Raw genomic sequence first — 17,627 nt, 5'->3', positions numbered from 1 at the left:
ATATAGATTTGTTTTTATGAAAAATTCATATTTTGATCAAATCAGGCAAATGGGCAGACTCATTAGGGCCCAAAAAAGAGAGCAGAACGAGAATCATCTCTCGTCCTACTCGGGGTGTCGTTTTTAAGCCGATGTATATCATAACATGAAAAAAAACTGCTTAGTAGTCTAGATTTTTTTTTCTTAAGCTATCACAGCATTTTTCGCTCTCTACTGTTTCTTCTATTTCAACATCCGCACCGATCTCTTCTAAAACCGCCTTCAAAGCGCTGATAATTGACGCTTCTCTGACTAATTCTTTTCCGTTCACAATGATGCTTGTTCCGTATTCATAGCAAGAATCATCTTCGCAAATTTCTTCCCAATGATTCACGATCACTTTATGCTTCATTTTTTCACCCTCTGTTTGATCTGTGTCTGTATTTAGTTTAGCGGGTAGCATCCGCTTTGTAAATTCGGATGCTTGTGAATTTTATTCAAGCTCATCATCCGCGTATTCTTTCTTCAGCTTTACCTCATTGCGGGACTCATTATACTCATAAATTTTGATATAGCCGTCCTTCACAACGCCAAAATGATTATGTTCAAGCGGGAACGAGGTTGGCTGAGGCGTTTCATAGTCTGAATTGCCGCTGTCTGTTTCAATGATGGTTTCTTGGTTCCCGCACGCCCCGAACAGCAAAAATACAGCTATCCACACAAGCGCAATCCTGATTCGTCTCAGTTCTGCTTCACTTTCAAACAAGGTCGCGTCACTCCCAGATTGTGATTTTTACATGATATTCGAGTTAGTCTTGCATATGTTGATTTCATAAAAAAAGACCGTGCCTTGGCATGGTCAGCTTACAAAAAAGCTAGGAACGGAAGTGGATCAATTTTAAAAAATGGCTGCCGGGATTCCCCCGACAGCCTCCCCATGCCTTGACATGGTATGTTTTGATCTATTCGAGTTCAAGCTGGACGTTTTTTTGCGGCGCAAACGTTGAGATCGCATGTTTATATATAAGCTGCTGCTTACCTTCCGATTCCAGCAATACGGTAAAGTTATCAAAGCCTTTCACCTGGCCACGCAACTGAAAGCCATTCAGCAAAAAAACAGTGACATACGTATTTTCTTTCCGGATTTGATTCAAAAACTGATCCTGAATATTAATCGGTTTCATGTTTCGTCCTCCTTGATTCTCTATATCATACAGTTTCGATTAAAGTTCGAGTTTTCCTGCTATATGTGTGAAAATTTCCTTTTTTTTCAGCTCCATATCAACGGGCGGTGTCATATCGAACCAGGTAACCTGCATTTTGTTGCGAAACCACGTCAGCTGGCGTTTCGCATACCGCCTTGAGTTCTGCTTTAGCTGATCGACGGCATCAGAAAGTGTCACAAAACCGTCAAAATATGCATATAGCTCCTTATAGCCTATCGCCTGTATCGATTGACAGTCTCTCACGTTCCTGTCGTAGAGGCGTTTCACTTCTGGAAGAAGACCTGCCTCCATCATCATATCGACCCGCTGATTAATTCTTGCGTAAAGCGTGTCTCTATCCATTGTCAGTCCGATTAACACTGCATTGTACAGAAGTTCTCGTTTTTGTTCCTTCAAATGCTGAGACATCGTTTTTCCAGACGTATGTAAAATTTCCAGCGCGCGAATGACTCTTCTTGTATTATTGGGATGAATCGCAGCTGCTGCCTCGGGATCTGCTTCTGCAAGTTTGGCATGAAGAAAGTCAGCGCCTTCCCGCTCGGCAGCGACTTGCAGGCTCTGTCGAAACGCAGGATCGTTCGCCTCTTCCGTAAATGTATAATCGTAAAGCACAGACTGTATATAAAGCCCTGTACCGCCGACAATCATCGGAAGCTTTCCTCTTTTTGCAATCTCACTTATTTTGTTTCTCACTAAGCCTTGGTAATCGGCGGTGGAGAAGGAATCTTGGGGATCTAAAATGTCAATCAGATGATGGGTCACTCCCTCCATCTCCTGTTCAGTAATTTTAGCTGTTCCAATATCCATCCCCTTATAAACCTGCATCGAATCACCGCTGATAATTTCCGCGTTCAAGGATTTGGCTAGCTGAATACTTAAATTTGTTTTCCCCACTGCCGTCGGTCCGACTAAAATGACAACGGGCTGCTTCGTATTATTCAATGTGTATCACTCTCTTTTATAAATCTCCCCCCATTATAGCATTCATCATGTACAACCACCTATCCATTTTGCCCTTTTTTTGCACTGGTAAACATTCTTCTACCACCCGAGCGGCTCATTGCCGACGATTTCTCTCGTCTTTCCTTTCAGGGCATGCCGATGCGTTTTTCTTCCGTCATCTTTCGGATCATACACCACGCCTCCGTACCGGATCTCAATCGGTTCATTATAGGCCAGATACGTCGTTTCTTCGATTTCGTGATAATGGGTGCCGTCCGCTAAGGGAATCGCAGGCCCTGAGATTCCGTAATACCGGTGAAAATGGCCGTTTTCAAAAGAAGTGATCCCTGTAAAGTAATGTGTATGCTGATCGGTATTCGATCCATTAGCCGGCTGAGTAAATCCTTCAATGAGATGATAATGTCCCTGTTCTCTCGTCGTTTTGACATGATAAGCATGTGCGTGAGGCGGCGCTTTTGACCAGTCAGACGGATACAGGCCCAATGTGATCACATCCCTTCTTTTTCATCAAACGCCCAATCAAATCTGGGTAGGCTGAATACACTGCATCATCTACACTTTATTACAGGAGGAAAGAAAAAATGAACGAGATAGAACATTTCACTGCTGAAGATACAAGAATATTTGGAAGACCTTTCGGATTTGGAAGACCTGGATTCGGCTACGGGTTTGGAAGACCTGGATTTGGGTTTGGCCGGCCATTCGGTTTTTACGGGGGACCTTTTTTCGGCGGCCTAGTTGGCGGGCTTGTAGGAAGCGCTTTATTTAATCCTTATTTTTATGGCGGATATCCCTATTATCCGTACGCCCCATTCCCTTACTACTATTAAACACAAAAGGCCTCTTCAAAAAGGGGTCTTTTTAGGTGATTGAAAATGAATCTCTTGACTCATACATAGGTATACACTAATATTTTTCTAGCTGTAGATCTTTTCAAATCAAAAATGCAGTTGAAGTGAGGAGAATTTACGATGTTGGTAGGATATATATTCCTCACGATTGCCATATGCTCGGAATCGATAGGAGCGGCCATGTTGAAAGTATCTGACGGTTTCAAAAAGTGGAAGCCAAGCGCTTTAGTTGTGATTGGCTATTCCCTCGCCTTTTATATGCTGTCGCTGACCTTAAACCATATCCCCCTCAGCCTCTCGTATGCGACTTGGAGCGGTGTAGGCACGGTGCTGACGGCAGTGATCGGAGTGAAATGGTTTAAGGAAGAATTGAATGTCAAAGGGCTTATCGGGATTCTTTTATTAATATCAGGGGTCGTGTTACTTAACTGGCAGTAAAGGAGTGATAATGATGAAAGGATTGCTTTATTTGGCTCTTGCCATTGTATCTGAGGTTTTCGGGAGCACAATGCTGAAGCTTTCAGAAGGATTTACACAAGCCTGGCCCATTGTCGGAGTCATTGCCGGATTTCTTTCTGCTTTTACCTTTCTAAGCTTTTCTTTAAAAACAATTGACTTATCAAGCGCGTATGCGACATGGTCTGGCGTTGGAACGGCGCTTACAGCCATTGTCGGGTTTTTGCTTTTTGGCGAAACCATCAGCTTAAAGGGAGTGTTCGGGCTCACGCTTGTCATTGCAGGCGTCGTCGTGTTAAATCAGTCGAAAGCCCCTGCTAAAGAAAAAAAACAGACGGTCTGTGAGTGACCGTCTGTTTCTTATTCTCCAGCCCGTTTTACGGAGGCTTCAAGCTGCAGCTCGACATTTCCTTGAATTGCGCGTGAAATCATGCATGACGATTCCGCCTTTTCACAAAGCTTGTGCGCCAATGTGACATCTTCTTGTGAGGCATCATGTTTGAGCACGACAGAGGGACGATGAATGATCTTTTTATATGTAAAAACTCCTTTTGTGACGTCGACAATACCTTCTGACTCCATCTGCAAGTCTTCCTTTTCCAGCCCGCTTCTTTCCATCATTGCAGCAAGTGTAATAATGTAACAGGTCGCTGCCGCCCCGAGAAGCATTTCATCTGGGTTGGTCCCCTCTCCCGGTCCATCCATTTCTTTAGGAATGGAAATCGATGTGATTAAGTTCCCGCTTTCGATCGTACCGACATCATTGCGGTTGCCTGGCCAGTTCGCTTTTAAATAAAAATGATGATCTGCCATCGTATGTTTTGCCTCCTTTTATAATCCTATTTCAGTCTACTGATCTTCTCTTATTTTGTCTTCTGATCTGCTTATTACGAATACTCTTTTTCAAGGACACTTTTGATCGCACTCACATAAGCATAAAATTCACTGTTCTTTGTGTATTTCCTATTTTTATAATAAAAATCATCGAAAAATGCTTCTCTCTGCTCGCGGCTAATTTCCAGCTGGATACTCAGCCCCGTTTCCCCTTGGTTGTTAATGTTTTCGGCACTCAACCCAGCAAGACCGCTTTTAGACGACGCTAACTCAGCGGAAAACCCTCTTCTCTCAAGGGCTCTTACGATCATTTTCGCCCGCTTTCGATCTGTGCCTCCAACAAGTGTATTCTTGTTCTCTCCTTTATATCCGTGAAAAGCCACAACATATTGATGCTCCTTGATTTTCTTTTCGGCCAATGGCTCATCAAAGTTGGTGCTTGTAATGTGAAGCGTTTGGTTATCGTGTGACTTCAACCCTTCAAACAGGTATGTAGAGAATTCATTATTGAAATACCGCACAAGCTCGCTTACTCCGCCTTCAATTCTTCCGCCGTGTGGAGACATAATTAACACTTTGCTTCCTTTTTTCTCACTATAAGAAATATCATAATCGGCTGGGCTCTCATTTTCTGCCAAGCTGCTGAAATTTGAATATGTATCTGGCTGATTAGATGGTTCAGGTTCTAATGAGTAATGAACATATCTCAGGAATAAGACAATGGCTAAGACTAATATGACATTTAGTATAAATCTTCTCATGTTTAACTCCTTTCATAAGAATGGCACGGTTCATTATATGAGGTTTAGCCAATAGGTTTTATCTTACCATTGTATACGCTATATCATCAGTGAAAAAGTTCCCGGTTTCAAAAAATCAATTGATTGTCACGGTTAATAGCGGTTCATTTGAAATATGAGTGAAAAAAGATTGAGAGGAAAGATAAAAAAGGTAGGAATAACCTCACTTGGCAATTACATGTATAGAGGTTTAAGGAGGGTTTTATTAGCGGCTGCCCAGTTGCTGAGACGGACAGCCTGTTATCTGTCTGCCAAATAGAGGTTTTGTTTATTTGTTCTCACAAAGTCACAGGAGAGGATCGAATCCAACAAAAACGTTCTGATCTGTTGTTTCGAAAAACAAAATGCTTTGATTTGCGTTTGGCTTTTCTGTCTTACAATAATTGTTCTTTTACTAATCGTTCCGTCTTTCTTCATATATATAATGCTAATTGGTATTTGGCTTTCCAAAGACCGATGAAAGAAGAAATTCATACAGCTGCTCTCCCTTTGCCAGTTTAATATGACATTATTATAATACGAACAAACGTTCCTTTTCAATCCCCAATGATTGCCACAACTCCTGAATCTAATTCGAAAGATTCATAAAAACCAACTCTTGTCCGCCTCTTATAAAGGACAAACAAACTTACCAAAACTATCATCTGTTCATAGAGTATACAGTGAACCTTATAATAGGAGGAAAATACATGTTTGGGTACTCTATGGTACAAATGGTGAGAGCAAATGCTCATAAGCTAGATTGGCCGTTACGGGAAAGCGTCTTGCAGCTTTACAAGCCCTTCAAATGGACTCCTTGCTTCTTGCATCAGTTTTTCGAAACCAAATTGAAAAACAGAAAAAAAATGTCAGTCATTATTGAATTTGAAGAAGGCTGTCACGAGACCGGCTGTCAAATGGCTGGAGAGGTACTGCAAAAAGAAAAACGCAGCAAGTTAAAAAGCCGATTCAATAAAATCAATTGCTGCAGCGCCGAGGTGACCCCTTCAGCGTTACATTCCCTTCTTTCTGAATGCAGTGATATCCGCAAAGTGTATTTAAACCGCGAAGTCAAAGCGCTACTGGACACGGCAACCGAAGCAAGCCACGCGAAGGAAGTCGTCAGAAACGGGCAGACCCTGACTGGAAAAGGTGTTACTGTCGCTGTTGTCGATACAGGAATCTACCCGCATCCTGATTTAGAAGGCAGAATTATCGGATTCGCGGACATGGTCAATCAAAAAACAGAACCGTATGATGATAATGGTCATGGCACACACTGTGCAGGTGATGTTGCAAGCAGCGGCGCATCCTCTTCTGGCCAATACCGCGGGCCTGCACCGGAAGCCAATCTAATCGGTGTGAAGGTTTTGAACAAGCAAGGTTCGGGAACGTTAGCTGATATTATTGAAGGTGTAGAGTGGTGTATTCAATACAATGAGGACAACCCGAATGAACCGATTGATATTATCAGTATGTCGCTCGGTGGCGATGCGCTTCGATATGATAATGAACAAGAAGACCCGTTAGTCAGAGCGGTTGAAGAAGCGTGGAACGCAGGGATTGTCGTCTGTGTCGCTGCCGGAAACTCAGGGCCTGATCCACAAACCATTGCAAGCCCGGGCGTGAGCGAAAAGGTGATTACAGTAGGTGCCCTTGACGATAACAATACCGCAAACAGCGATGATGATACGGTCGCTTCCTTCTCAAGCCGCGGGCCGACAGTGTACGGGAAAGAAAAGCCCGATATTTTAGCGCCGGGTGTTAATATTATTTCCCTGCGCTCTCCCAATTCTTATATCGATAAGCTTCAAAAATCAAGCCGTGTAGGATCTCAGTATTTTACAATGTCAGGAACATCGATGGCAACACCGATCTGTGCAGGAATTGCAGCTTTAATCCTTCAGCAAAATCCGGATCTTACACCTGATGAAGTGAAAGAGCTTTTGAAAAACGGCACGGACAAATGGAAAGATGAAGATCCGAATGTTTACGGAGCGGGCGCCGTCAACGCAGAAAATTCCGTTCCTGGCCAATAGACAGTACCATAAAGCCGGCAATTCTCTCTGCAGAACTGCCGGCTTTATGTTTTGATTTTCCATAATAATGGGATAAAATAATAGAAAATGGATGAAGGAAGTGAAAAAGTGCCATATTATATCTGCAAAACATGCGGAGTACAACATGCGCAGACTGTAAATTCGCCGAACTCATGTCTGATTTGCGATGACGAAAGGCAGTATGTTCATCCGGATGGACAATCTTGGACAACCCTTGAAGACATGCGTGAGAAAGAAAACCTTCAAAACATCCTCAAAAAGGAAGAAGAGCATCTTTACAGCATCAAAACTGAACCAGAGTTTGCGATCGGACAAACAGCACATTTGATCCAGCATAAGGGCTTCAATGTGCTGTGGGATTGCATTACATATCTTGACCAAAAGACAATTGACCAAATCAACGAATTAGGCGGTATTCAAGCCATCGCTTTGTCTCATCCACATTATTACTCTGCTCAGGTTGAGTGGGCTGAAGCGTTTCAGGCTCCGATTTATATTCACGAGGATGACAAAGACTGGGTGGCAAGGCCAAGCAATCACATTCACTTCTGGTCAGGGGAAACTCTCAACATGAAGCCGGGACTGGATCTTTACCGACTGGGCGGACATTTTAAAGGCGGTGCTGTTCTCCATTGGAGCAACGGCAATGAAGGGAAAGGCTGTCTGTTGACCGGGGATGTCATTACGGTTGCGGCCGACCGGAACTGGGTCAGCTTTATGTACAGCTATCCAAATCTCATTCCCCTCCCCGCCTCCAAAGTTGAAGAAATAGCAGCCAAAGTGAAACCGCTTCAATTTAACCGGATTTATAATGCTTTTTCTAAAGTTGTCAGAGAGAATGCCGGCGAAGCAGTCCAGCGTTCTGCCGTACGTTATATCAAGGCTCTGAACAGCGAATTGTTTCATACATAGAGAGTGAGGCGGCTCTTTTCCGTGTAAAAGATGCAGCAATTGGGAATAGTATCGTGTAGATCAAAAGGAGGAATATTGATGGCACACACGAATACACAGCTTTCTCAATGGCTGGAATCAAAAGTCGGCCAAACCCTTGATATTAGAAAAGGTGAATTGACCCATGATGAAGAGATTTCAGACCTGGATCAGATTGTTCTCCACCTTCAAAAAGTGGGTATACGCAGCACGAATCATCCTGATGACTATGTTGCAAAAGAAGAACTCGTTTTAGAAGGCGAAGGAACAACATTCACTGAGGACGGCGACGTACCGCTTCCGCAAAATGCCTATGAGATTCCTTTATTAGGCGATATTCATATTCACCAAGAAAACGAAGGATTGAAGGTTGTAACAGATCGTGCAGTATATACATTTGATGTCCAGCACAGCTGATAGTCACTTTCATCAAAATAATACAGCTTAGCGCCTTTGAGCTTTCATTCAAAGGCGCTGCTTTACATGGCGCCACTTTTTCATTTTTTCGTTCTTCACCCTATTGAATGCCGCCTAGAATAGATATATAGTTTTAGAGACAGGATCAAGTTTCAAACAATTCTGTTTTTTGCAACCTGCAACTTGTATAACAAAATGAAATTACCAATTTACCCTATTTTAGGCGAGGAGAATGCACATGGAAAAATTGATGTTTCATCCGCATGGTAAAGAATTTCATCAAAATCCTTTTTCAGTATTGGGCCGATTTAGAGAGGAAGATCCCATTCACCGATTTGAATTAAAACGATTCGGAGGCACATATCCGGCTTGGTTAATCACCCGATATGATGATTGTATGGCCTTTTTAAAAGACAATCGAATTACAAGAGACGTTAAAAACGTGATGAGCCAAGAACAAATCAAAATGCTCAACGTCAGCGAGGATATCGATTTCGTATCCGATCATATGCTGGCAAAAGACACACCTGACCATACCCGCTTAAGATCACTTGTTCATCAAGCATTTACTCCCCGCACCATTGAAAATCTGCGCGGCAGCATCGAACAAATTACTGAACAGCTTTTAGATGAAATGGAAAAAGAAAATAAAGCGGACATCATGAAGTCCTTCGCATCCCCTTTGCCTTTTATTGTTATATCTGAATTGATGGGAATTCCTAAAGAGGATCGGGCACAGTTTCAAATCTGGACCAATGCGATAGTTGATACCTCTGAAAGTAACAGAGAGCTGACAAATCAAGCCCTTCGTGAATTTAAAGACTATATCGCCAAGCTGATCCATGACAGAAGGATACAGCCAAGAGACGATTTAATCAGTAAGCTTGTGCATGCTGATGAAAACGGCAGCAAGTTAAGTGAAAAAGAGCTTTATTCGATGCTGTTTTTGCTGGTTGTAGCGGGCCTTGAAACAACCGTTAATTTACTCGGATCAGGCACCCTCGCATTGCTTCAGCACAAGGAGGAGTTCGAAAAACTGAAGCAGCATCCTGAAATGATCGCTACAGCAGTTGAAGAATTGCTGCGATACACCTCGCCTGTCGTTATGATGGCAAATCGGTGGGCCATCGAGGACTTTACATACAAGGGGCATTCGATCAAAAGAGGAGACATGATCTTTATAGGCATCGGATCTGCCAATCGCGATCCAAACTTTTTTGAGAACCCGGAAACATTAAATCTAAATCGATCGCCTAACAGACATATTTCTTTCGGCTTTGGCATTCATTTCTGCTTAGGAGCACCGCTTGCCAGACTGGAAGGCCACATTGCGTTCAACGCGCTTCTAAAGAGATTTCCGGATATTGAACTCGCGGCAGCGCCTAATGACATTCAATGGAGAAAAAATGTCTTTTTAAGAGGGTTAGAATGTCTCCCTGTTTCACTTTCAAAATAACATATTCAAAACGCCCCCTTAAATAGGGGGCGTTTGTGTTTCTCAGCGCTTCACCAATTCATCTTCTTTTTCTTCTTTCGCTTCATGTTTTTTCCGGAAAGCCTTAAGGAAATTCGCGTTTACTACTCCCTTATTTGAATAGAGTTTTTCGCAAAATTCTAACATGGCTTTGGACGCTTTAGGTTCCGTTAATATCATGAAGTGGTTGCTTGAATCGACATCTATCAGGTTGAAATGGGGAATTTGCCGCTCCCATTCCTCCCAGTAGGCAGCTTGATCGAACGATGTTTTTTCATTTGAGAAAGTGAAATAAATGTCTAAATCACCAAAGAAAGACCTGCTTTTGTTACGGAAGTAATAACATTTTACCGCCTCAGGGTCAGGCAGAGGCTGTACAGTATACGATTCAACATCATAGGCACACTGTGTTTTCATCATTTGCTTCGTCTGCGCACGTATTTGCTTCTCCGGTTTATTTAATCCCCGTTTTCTTGCCAAATCAATCAGCTCAGACAGGAATTCTTCTTCCTCTGTGCTGGTGTCTACCTCTTCACGGCTGATGAGAACGTCAGTAAGCTTATCCGGATTTGCAATCGATGCCAGCATCGTATTGATTGTTTGCAGCATTGACGCTTTCATAGAAGCCTCATACTCTTTCGTCTCAGAACTGTATGGAGAGTCAATCATCACCATGCTTTTGACAGAAAGACCTTTATTTTGGAGCTGGCGTGTGACTTCATATGCAATCATTCCGCCTAAGGAATATCCGCCTACATCATAAGGGCCTTCCGGCTGTATAGCTCGAATGATCTCTATATAATAGGAAGCCATTTGTTCAATTCCATGTAAAGGATCATGATCAGTCATAAATCCCCTGGCTTGAATACCATAAAAAGGGCGCTGGCTTTTTTGTGCAAATTGCTGATAGATTTCAACGCCTCCCACCCCGCCATGAAACCAAAATACAGGGCGCCCCCGCTTGCCGTCATTTAACGGTATCAATTCCGCAAACGTGCGAGCATGATCATTTTGTAAAGATGCATCCTCCTGTTTCTTTGCGATCAAGTCCGTCATGTCCTGTACAGTTTGGCATGCTTGCAGCTCCGCCAAGGTGATGAGAGGGTCAACCTTTGATTGCAATTGCTGTAATAACTGTATGCAAGAAATCGAATCAAATCCGTAATGTTGCAATTGCTTATGAGGATGCAATTCTTCTGGAGCCATCCCTAATACATCAGCTAACATGTGATGATCGCGGATGTTGATATGCTCATCATATGAAACAGAAGGCGTATTCTCTATTGCTTGAAAGCCATTCCAGCAACTTCTCTTTTCAAATGGATAGGTTGGCAACGGTATTCTGCAAGCATCTTTTCCTTGATAAAGCTGCTCCCACGGGATTTGCACCCCTTTTGTCCAGCAAAATGCAATCTTTTCAAGGTCGTTTTCAGACAACAAAGTCTCTATCACCATTTCTCTTAATGGACCATCCAGCAAGGCTTCTATATCTGACGAGCCCTCTTCCGCATTTCCCCTAAAGACAGGTACAGAACTTTTCGGCTTTTCGCCTTTTTCCGCGGCTGTTAAGCAGTCTTGCAAGCCGGTTACCAGCTCTTCTTTATTGCGGACGACCAGCGCCAGCCGGTCTCCCATCTCCTCTCGTCCGGTTTGAAGTGTAAAAGCATAATGTTGTAATGACAGTTCTTGTTGTTTGTTCACATAATCAAGCTGCTGTTGAATAACTGCTTTTAGCCTGTCTTGATTCTTTGCAGAAAGAACCGCAATGTGAGCTTCATTCTCATTCATATGAATCGGTGCTTTTGGTGAAGGAATGTATTCTTCTAAAATGACGTGCACATTTACGCCTCCAAAGCCATAGCTGTTGATACTCGCTCTGCGCGGGACTTTTCTGCCTGAGCCGTCCTTTACATCCTCCCACTGCTGGTTCTCCGCAGTCATTTGGAAACGGGTGCCCTTTATTGACACCTGATCATTCAATGAATCAAATCCGGATATGCCTGGTATTGTTTGATGCTTCATTGCCATGCTGACCTTCATGAGAGCAGCCATGCCGGAGACCAGTTCACCGTGTCCGATGCTTGGCTTTAAGCTGCTGATATAACATGGCGCTTCCTCCTGTACTTCCTGTGGAAGTTCCAATTCAAGCTGGCTTAAGCCTGAAGTTAATGCCCCCATTTCTATCGCGTCTGCTAATGGAGAAGCAATCCCATGCGCTTCTATATAGGTCACCGTTTTTGGATCGATTTGCGCTCCTTGATAAGCCTTCAGCAGTGCCTCCTTCATACCAACCGGATTTGGCGCGTGAAGTGACATTCCCCTGCCGCCATGTGATACACCTGTCCCTTTAATGACCGAATATATATGATCTGAATCCTCAATGGCTTTTTGCAAAGGTTTAATGATAAGAACCCCTGCTCCTTCACTTCTGACAAAGCCATTCGCATCTGCTTGAAAGGATTTGGCCTGTCCTTCTGCACTCAAATATCCCATTGAGTCGAAGCCAATGAAGCCTTTTGGCGAAAGCAGCAAATTCACAGCCCCGACAATGGCTTGCTCACATTCGCCGTATCGAATTGATTGTATGGCTCTGTGCAAAGCCACAAGAGCTGAGGAGCAGGCAGCTTCGTAATATTCGCTTGGCCCTTTTACATCCAGTGCATAGGAGATACGGTTAGGAATTAAGGAAGGAATCACAGCTGTATCTGTATTGCCGGCCGCGACAAACACTCCTGTCGGACGGCTAGATAAGGCCTGTCCTGTTAAGCCTGCGTCTTCCATCGCCTTCCATGCATGTATCAAGAGCAGAAACTCCTGCGGATCCATATGTGCCGCTTCTTTAGGTGATATGCCAAAAAACAGCGGATCAAACTCACCTATTCCCTCTATAAATCCGCCCCATTGAAGGCTAGATTGTTCCTCTTTATCAGCTGAAGCAAATTTACGCCAGTCCCAGCGTTCTTTCGGCACTTCAGAGATACAGTTCTTTCCGTGAATGATGTTGTCCCAAAATTCCGTGACGCTGTTTGCTTTCGGAAACTGCCCCGACATGCCGATAATGGCTATTCCGTCTGTCGCATGTTCAATTGTTTTATCCGTCTTCACCTCATGTGCCGGGATCTGTTTCATTTTGTTATCGATTTTAGCCGGGCGTTCCTGCAGCTGATCAGCTTCACCAAACAGCCGGACAAATGATTCTTCATGTTTGTCCGCAAAAAAGTCGATAAGCTCTTGAACAGTTGGATATTCAAAAAACAACGTCGGATTTAATTCGATTTTTGTTTCTGATTCCATCTCCCTTGTCAGCGCAACCAATTGAGAGGAATCAACCCCCAAATCCATAATATGCGCTTTTGAAAGAGACAGTTTTGACGGGTCGGCCATGTTTACTGCCAGTTTATCTGTTACATAGCTTCTGATACGGTCTTTTAGATTGCTGACTTTGATGGGCTGATTTTCATTTTCTCTGTGATTTGAAATACGTAGTTGCTTTAACGAGTAGCCCGAATAGCGCAGCACTGTTTCTGACGATTCATTGATTACATCTACATCGAACAGCAGCATGTCACCTGTATTTTTAACCAATGTAATCAGAAACCAACAATCCTCTTGTATCGTATGTTTTGTAAATTGGATATCATTGATTCCAAATGGCAGGAAGCTGCCTTCAATGTCAAATTGCTCTAAGAAACTGAGGATAGCCAAGTAGGCGCTGTTTGTTACCAATGGGCTTACAGTGTACAGATGCCTGTTTGCCAGACCGCTTTGAGGAAGGCGAATTTTTGCCAGTATCGACCTATTGTCTCTGTAAAGATGAGTAATCGTCTTAAATAGCTCTCCCCACTCAGGCCCGTTTCCGGCTTTATACATCTGTTCGATGTGATGAAGCTCGGTTAATGACTGCTTTAAGCTCTCGATATTGACTTTTTTTGTTTCAAATAAACTTTTTTGGCATTGCCCGATGGCGGCAGACTTCCATGTATCAGAGGCCAGCTCACGGTACATGATTTGTAATTCTATGACTTGATCTATTTGAAGCGGGTTTGCCTGTAGTTCAATGGTCTCGCCTTGTTTGATGACAACTGGATTGATATAGCTTAATTTGCTGATACGGCCGCTGGTTTCCTCAGGAAACAAGTTAAAAAATGCATCAATGGCCAGACTGCTGTATGTTGCACCGACAAGCACCCGTTCATTGTTGAAGACGTGGCCTCGCACGTAAGGCTCATCATATGTGAATTGATCTTGTATGACCGGATGATTGATATTGCTTTCGACAGCCGGTGGTTTCCCCTGACCCGACGGAACATCGAAATGAAATGCTGTATGATGATCAAATGCATAGTGTGGCAGGTGAACCCAGCCGGATCGGTTCCCTTGAGTTGCTTCTTTAAAAGCAATGGATGCCCCTTGTGCCCATTGCTTTGCTGGGTTTGTTTCTTTATCCTTATGGGCTGATCCCGCACATGGCTGTAAATCGAATGATGTATAAATACCTTGCTGGAGTGAGCTTTCTTTTGATGTTCGGAACATCTTTAGTTTTTCGATCAGTTCCTGAGTCGATTTTACTGTAAATGCAGCCCTATGCTCTAAATTGTGATTTCTCCTGTGTAAAGCCTGTACAATTGGTTCAATACCCAGAGCAGCTTCCTTCTCTAAAAACAATTGCATGTTTTCAAGATAGCTGAGCAGGCTCCATTTTGTTTTTGCTGAAAAAACGGCTGTAAATTCCTGTTGGCGGGAAGCAATCTGTCTCTCAGGAGCCGTCTCTATATATTCTTCTATAATGAGATTGGCATAGGCTCCCCCCGCTCCGAAGGAATTGATCATGCTTCTGCGAGGCAATTGTTTTCCGGTTTCAGGATCATTCAAGCGATGCCATGGCTCCGTTTGTTCCTGAAGATAAAAAGCCGTATTTTCCAGTTTAATATTTGGATTGACAGGTGTTGCGTTGATTGTCGGCACCAGCGTGCCCTTCTTCATCTGTAGCAGCACTTTTGTCAGCTGAGAAATGCCGGAGGCCGCCTCCAAATGCCCCAAGTTGGATTTGACAGAGCCTATCGCACAAAACTGTTTCTTATTTGTGTATTGTTGAAACGCGTTTGTCAATGCAATTACTTCAATGGGATCGCCGAGTGCTGAACCGTTTGCCGCTGATTCAATATAGCCGATAGTTTCCGGATCAATGCCCGACTTTTCAATCGACTTGGCAATTAATTTTGCTTGCTGCTTCGGGTCTGGAGCTGTATACATCTGTCTTCCTCCGCTATGATTGGCAAAACTGCTTTTGATCACAGCATAAATATGATCCTGATCCTCAATTGCCTTCGATAGTGGTTTTAACAGAACAGCTCCGACGCCTTCCCCGGGAACAAGCCCGGTTCCTGTGCCAAAACTTTTGCTTTGATTTCCGCTTTCCAGCAGATTGGCTCGCTCCAAAGAATCATACTTTGAGAGATCAAGTGTTAAATTGACCCCTCCAGCAATTGCCATAGAGCAGCTATTCAATTTCAAGCTTTCACAGGCAAGATGAATGGCGTTTAATGAACTGGAGCATGCAGAGCTGACAGCGATACTCGGTCCGGTCAGATTGAAAAAATGGGAAACGCGGTTCGCGATATGCCAGTCTCCTCCATTTGAACTGAGGACTGCCTGCTCTATTGATGGGATATTCCAAAAATACTGGTTATACATATTCCCGATAAAGACACCCACTCCGGTGTCGCCATCCCGCAGTTCATCCAGCCGGGTGCGGGTATAGCCGCCGTCCTCAAATGTTTCCCAGACGGTTTCTAAACATAAGCGGAGTTCCGGTGTCATTTCCATCACTCGGCTTTTCTCCACTTCAAAAAGCTGATGGTCAAATGCTTCAATGTCTTGTAAAAATCCGCCATAACGCTTCTTATCTGCAGGCTTTATTGAATCTTTTGATAATGTTTTCAATAACGATGTGCGCCATCTGGATTCCGGAGCCTCTGAAATACAATTGTCTCCAGCGATTAAATGCACCCATAGCTCTTCTAAACTATCAGACATCGGATAGCGTCCGCTGATCCCGATAATTGCGATATCTTCTGTACCAGAATCTTTCGTCTGGGCCTCTTGGACATTGCTTGTCGTTTCCTTTTTTACCTCGCTATTTGATGCTTGCTGCGTTTCTTTAACCTGCTGATCTCCAGCAAAACGGCGTGTAGTAAAAGAAAACGGCTTACTAGCAGTTGCACGCTCCGTTTGAACAAGAGCTTCGTTTTTGGCAGGCTGTGGTGTTTCTTTTAACAGTACTGTCCGGAGCTTGCTTTCGTGCTCCTTTACTAAATAATCAACGAGTTCTTTTGTGTTGTTATGTTCAAATAAAATGGTTTTTGGAAGATCCCCCGTCACTTTTTCTAATTCACGAATGAAATTCACCTGCAAAATCGAATCAATTCCATACTTCTCGAATGTTGTATCTTCATGAATACGCTCTGGTGATAGTTTGATTGATTTTGCCAGCGTCTGCATGACAAATTGTGCAGTTTGTTCAATGAGAGAATCGCTTTCCTGTGAATGAGCTTTTACAGCATTCATTTGTGTAGGTCCTGTATCTTCTGCCGACTCAGTTCTCTTCTTTTGACGGACGACTCCGTCACTTTCAGCAGCAATGATCTGCTGGCCAAGCTGATGTGATTGTTCAGCCATAAAGGAAACATAGCGATATCCCTCACTTTCAAGCGCCATTTTCCAAGTGTCCGGATACAGGCCCGGGCAGCCCGGTATACGGAGATCAGGGTCCTCATACAGCCACCAGCCCTCCAAAAGGCCGAACGTCAAATGCGAGTATATATTATGATCACTTATTTCATTTAAGAGAAGCAGCCCATTCTTTTTCAGAACTGCTTTTGCATTTCGCAATGTCTGCCGGATATTTTTCGTGGCATGCAGCACATTCGCTGCAATGACCACGTCATAGCTCCCTGCATCAATATGCTGTTCAGATGCCGGCTCCTCCACATTAAATCGTTTATATGTCAAATATGGATTGTCCGGACCGTACTTATTTTCTGCATGCATCAAAAATGCTTTCGACAGATCTGTATAGCAATATTCTTTTATATGTGTCTGCCAGGCTTTCAATTTTTGAAAAACCGCCGCGCTTGTACCGCCGGTTCCGGCCCCGATTTCTAATATTCGAATCTTCGCCTCAGGCTCTTGCTTCAGGCGTTCTTGCAGATAGGCTGTTAACGTGTCGGCTAACACATCATTAAAATAGTCTGCGACTTGGTTGTTTTTATAGACCCCTTCTACTAAATCCATAGAAGAATCCGGAAACAGGATATCGGTGGCAGACGCCTTGCCGGTCAGGATATCCGGCAAGGCTTTAAGTGCTGTTTCCACCAATGTCACCATGGCTTTCATATTATTGTCTTGAAGCAGGTCCGACTTTTGTTCATTCCATTCCTTCCACAGCTCACCTACGGTCCCTATTGAGCGCGTTGGAATATGTCCATTCTTCGTTCGCTTGAGAAATTGATGCCGTTCTAAAATCGATTGGCTTTCTTCAAACCATCTGCCATAGAAATTCTCCAATACCGGCTGGGATTTACGTTCTGTGAAAAACCCTATGGACTGCAATTGTGCGAAAAGCATTTTACAGAGAATGTCTTCTGTGTTCAGCATTG

The 17,627-nt window shown here is 43.5% G+C and carries 16 protein-coding genes; 7 read left to right on the top strand and 9 right to left on the bottom strand.

The window, feature by feature from the left end; translation table 11 throughout:
• Positions 1 to 160 precede the first annotated feature (160 nt).
• The 5 genes from GYO_RS31645 to GYO_RS31625 form a co-directional block, all read right to left on the bottom strand.
• The gene (locus tag GYO_RS31645; RefSeq protein ID WP_003221102.1) at positions 161 to 391 is read right to left on the bottom strand and encodes a hypothetical protein; all 231 of its coding nucleotides are present in this window, start codon (positions 389 to 391) and stop codon (positions 161 to 163) included.
• An 81-nt stretch (positions 392 to 472) separates the two neighbouring features.
• The gene (locus GYO_RS31640; protein WP_014113875.1) at positions 473 to 745 is read right to left on the bottom strand and encodes a YmzC family protein; all 273 of its coding nucleotides are present in this window, start codon (positions 743 to 745) and stop codon (positions 473 to 475) included.
• A 196-nt stretch (positions 746 to 941) separates the two neighbouring features.
• Positions 942 to 1,163, bottom strand: coding sequence for an RNA chaperone Hfq (hfq, locus tag GYO_RS31635; protein WP_003221097.1), 222 nt, complete (start codon positions 1,161 to 1,163; stop codon positions 942 to 944).
• A gap of 39 nt (positions 1,164 to 1,202) precedes the next feature.
• On the bottom strand, positions 1,203 to 2,147 hold the full coding sequence (miaA, locus tag GYO_RS31630; RefSeq protein ID WP_014113874.1) for a tRNA (adenosine(37)-N6)-dimethylallyltransferase MiaA: 945 nt from the start codon (positions 2,145 to 2,147) through the stop codon (positions 1,203 to 1,205).
• A gap of 99 nt (positions 2,148 to 2,246) precedes the next feature.
• Complete coding sequence (locus tag GYO_RS31625; protein WP_014113873.1) at positions 2,247 to 2,660, bottom strand: YmaF family protein; 414 nt, start codon at positions 2,658 to 2,660, stop codon at positions 2,247 to 2,249.
• Between the two features lie 89 nt (positions 2,661 to 2,749).
• Here GYO_RS31625 and ymaG point away from each other — a divergent pair, with 89 nt between their 5' ends.
• From ymaG to ebrB, 3 genes are all read left to right on the top strand, one after another.
• Positions 2,750 to 2,998 (top strand): inner spore coat protein YmaG, encoded by a 249-nt coding sequence (ymaG, locus tag GYO_RS31620; protein ID WP_041520968.1) that lies wholly within the window; start codon positions 2,750 to 2,752, stop codon positions 2,996 to 2,998.
• A 141-nt stretch (positions 2,999 to 3,139) separates the two neighbouring features.
• Positions 3,140 to 3,457, top strand: coding sequence for a multidrug efflux SMR transporter subunit EbrA (gene ebrA / locus GYO_RS31615; RefSeq protein ID WP_041520967.1), 318 nt, complete (start codon positions 3,140 to 3,142; stop codon positions 3,455 to 3,457).
• 13 nt (positions 3,458 to 3,470) lie between these two features.
• Positions 3,471 to 3,824, top strand: a complete 354-nt coding sequence (gene ebrB, locus GYO_RS31610) for a multidrug efflux SMR transporter subunit EbrB (protein WP_014113871.1) — start codon at positions 3,471 to 3,473, stop codon at positions 3,822 to 3,824.
• An 11-nt stretch (positions 3,825 to 3,835) separates the two neighbouring features.
• Here the strand turns inward: ebrB and GYO_RS31605 are convergent, their stop codons facing one another.
• The 3 genes from GYO_RS31605 to GYO_RS44075 form a co-directional block, all read right to left on the bottom strand.
• Complete coding sequence (locus GYO_RS31605) at positions 3,836 to 4,288, bottom strand: OsmC family protein (protein WP_014113870.1); 453 nt, start codon at positions 4,286 to 4,288, stop codon at positions 3,836 to 3,838.
• A 74-nt stretch (positions 4,289 to 4,362) separates the two neighbouring features.
• Positions 4,363 to 5,070 (bottom strand): poly-gamma-glutamate hydrolase family protein, encoded by a 708-nt coding sequence (locus GYO_RS31600; RefSeq protein WP_014113869.1) that lies wholly within the window; start codon positions 5,068 to 5,070, stop codon positions 4,363 to 4,365.
• A gap of 279 nt (positions 5,071 to 5,349) precedes the next feature.
• Positions 5,350 to 5,583, bottom strand: coding sequence for a hypothetical protein (locus GYO_RS44075; protein ID WP_041520966.1), 234 nt, complete (start codon positions 5,581 to 5,583; stop codon positions 5,350 to 5,352).
• Positions 5,584 to 5,798: 215 nt separating this feature from the next.
• Between GYO_RS44075 and aprX the strand changes: the two genes are divergently transcribed.
• From aprX to GYO_RS31575, 4 genes are all read left to right on the top strand, one after another.
• Complete coding sequence (aprX, locus tag GYO_RS31590; protein WP_014113866.1) at positions 5,799 to 7,127, top strand: serine protease AprX; 1,329 nt, start codon at positions 5,799 to 5,801, stop codon at positions 7,125 to 7,127.
• A gap of 108 nt (positions 7,128 to 7,235) precedes the next feature.
• Positions 7,236 to 8,060: an MBL fold metallo-hydrolase gene (locus GYO_RS31585; protein WP_080010130.1), complete on the top strand. Its 825-nt coding sequence runs from the start codon at positions 7,236 to 7,238 to the stop codon at positions 8,058 to 8,060.
• A 78-nt stretch (positions 8,061 to 8,138) separates the two neighbouring features.
• Positions 8,139 to 8,495 carry a protein YmzB gene (ymzB, locus tag GYO_RS31580; RefSeq protein WP_014113863.1) on the top strand — a complete coding sequence of 119 codons (357 nt, stop codon included), beginning with the start codon at positions 8,139 to 8,141 and terminating at the stop codon, positions 8,493 to 8,495.
• Positions 8,496 to 8,733: 238 nt separating this feature from the next.
• Positions 8,734 to 9,951, top strand: coding sequence for a cytochrome P450 family protein (locus GYO_RS31575; protein ID WP_014113862.1), 1,218 nt, complete (start codon positions 8,734 to 8,736; stop codon positions 9,949 to 9,951).
• Between the two features lie 42 nt (positions 9,952 to 9,993).
• Here GYO_RS31575 and GYO_RS31570 read toward each other — a convergent pair whose 3' ends face one another.
• Positions 9,994 to 17,625: a beta-ketoacyl synthase N-terminal-like domain-containing protein gene (locus GYO_RS31570; RefSeq protein ID WP_014113861.1), complete on the bottom strand. Its 7,632-nt coding sequence runs from the start codon at positions 17,623 to 17,625 to the stop codon at positions 9,994 to 9,996.
• Between the last annotated feature and the right edge of the window lie 2 nt (positions 17,626 to 17,627).

Source organism: Bacillus spizizenii TU-B-10 (assembly GCF_000227465.1).
Lineage (GTDB): Bacteria > Bacillota > Bacilli > Bacillales > Bacillaceae > Bacillus > Bacillus spizizenii.
This window is presented reverse-complemented; position numbering and strand designations above follow the sequence as displayed.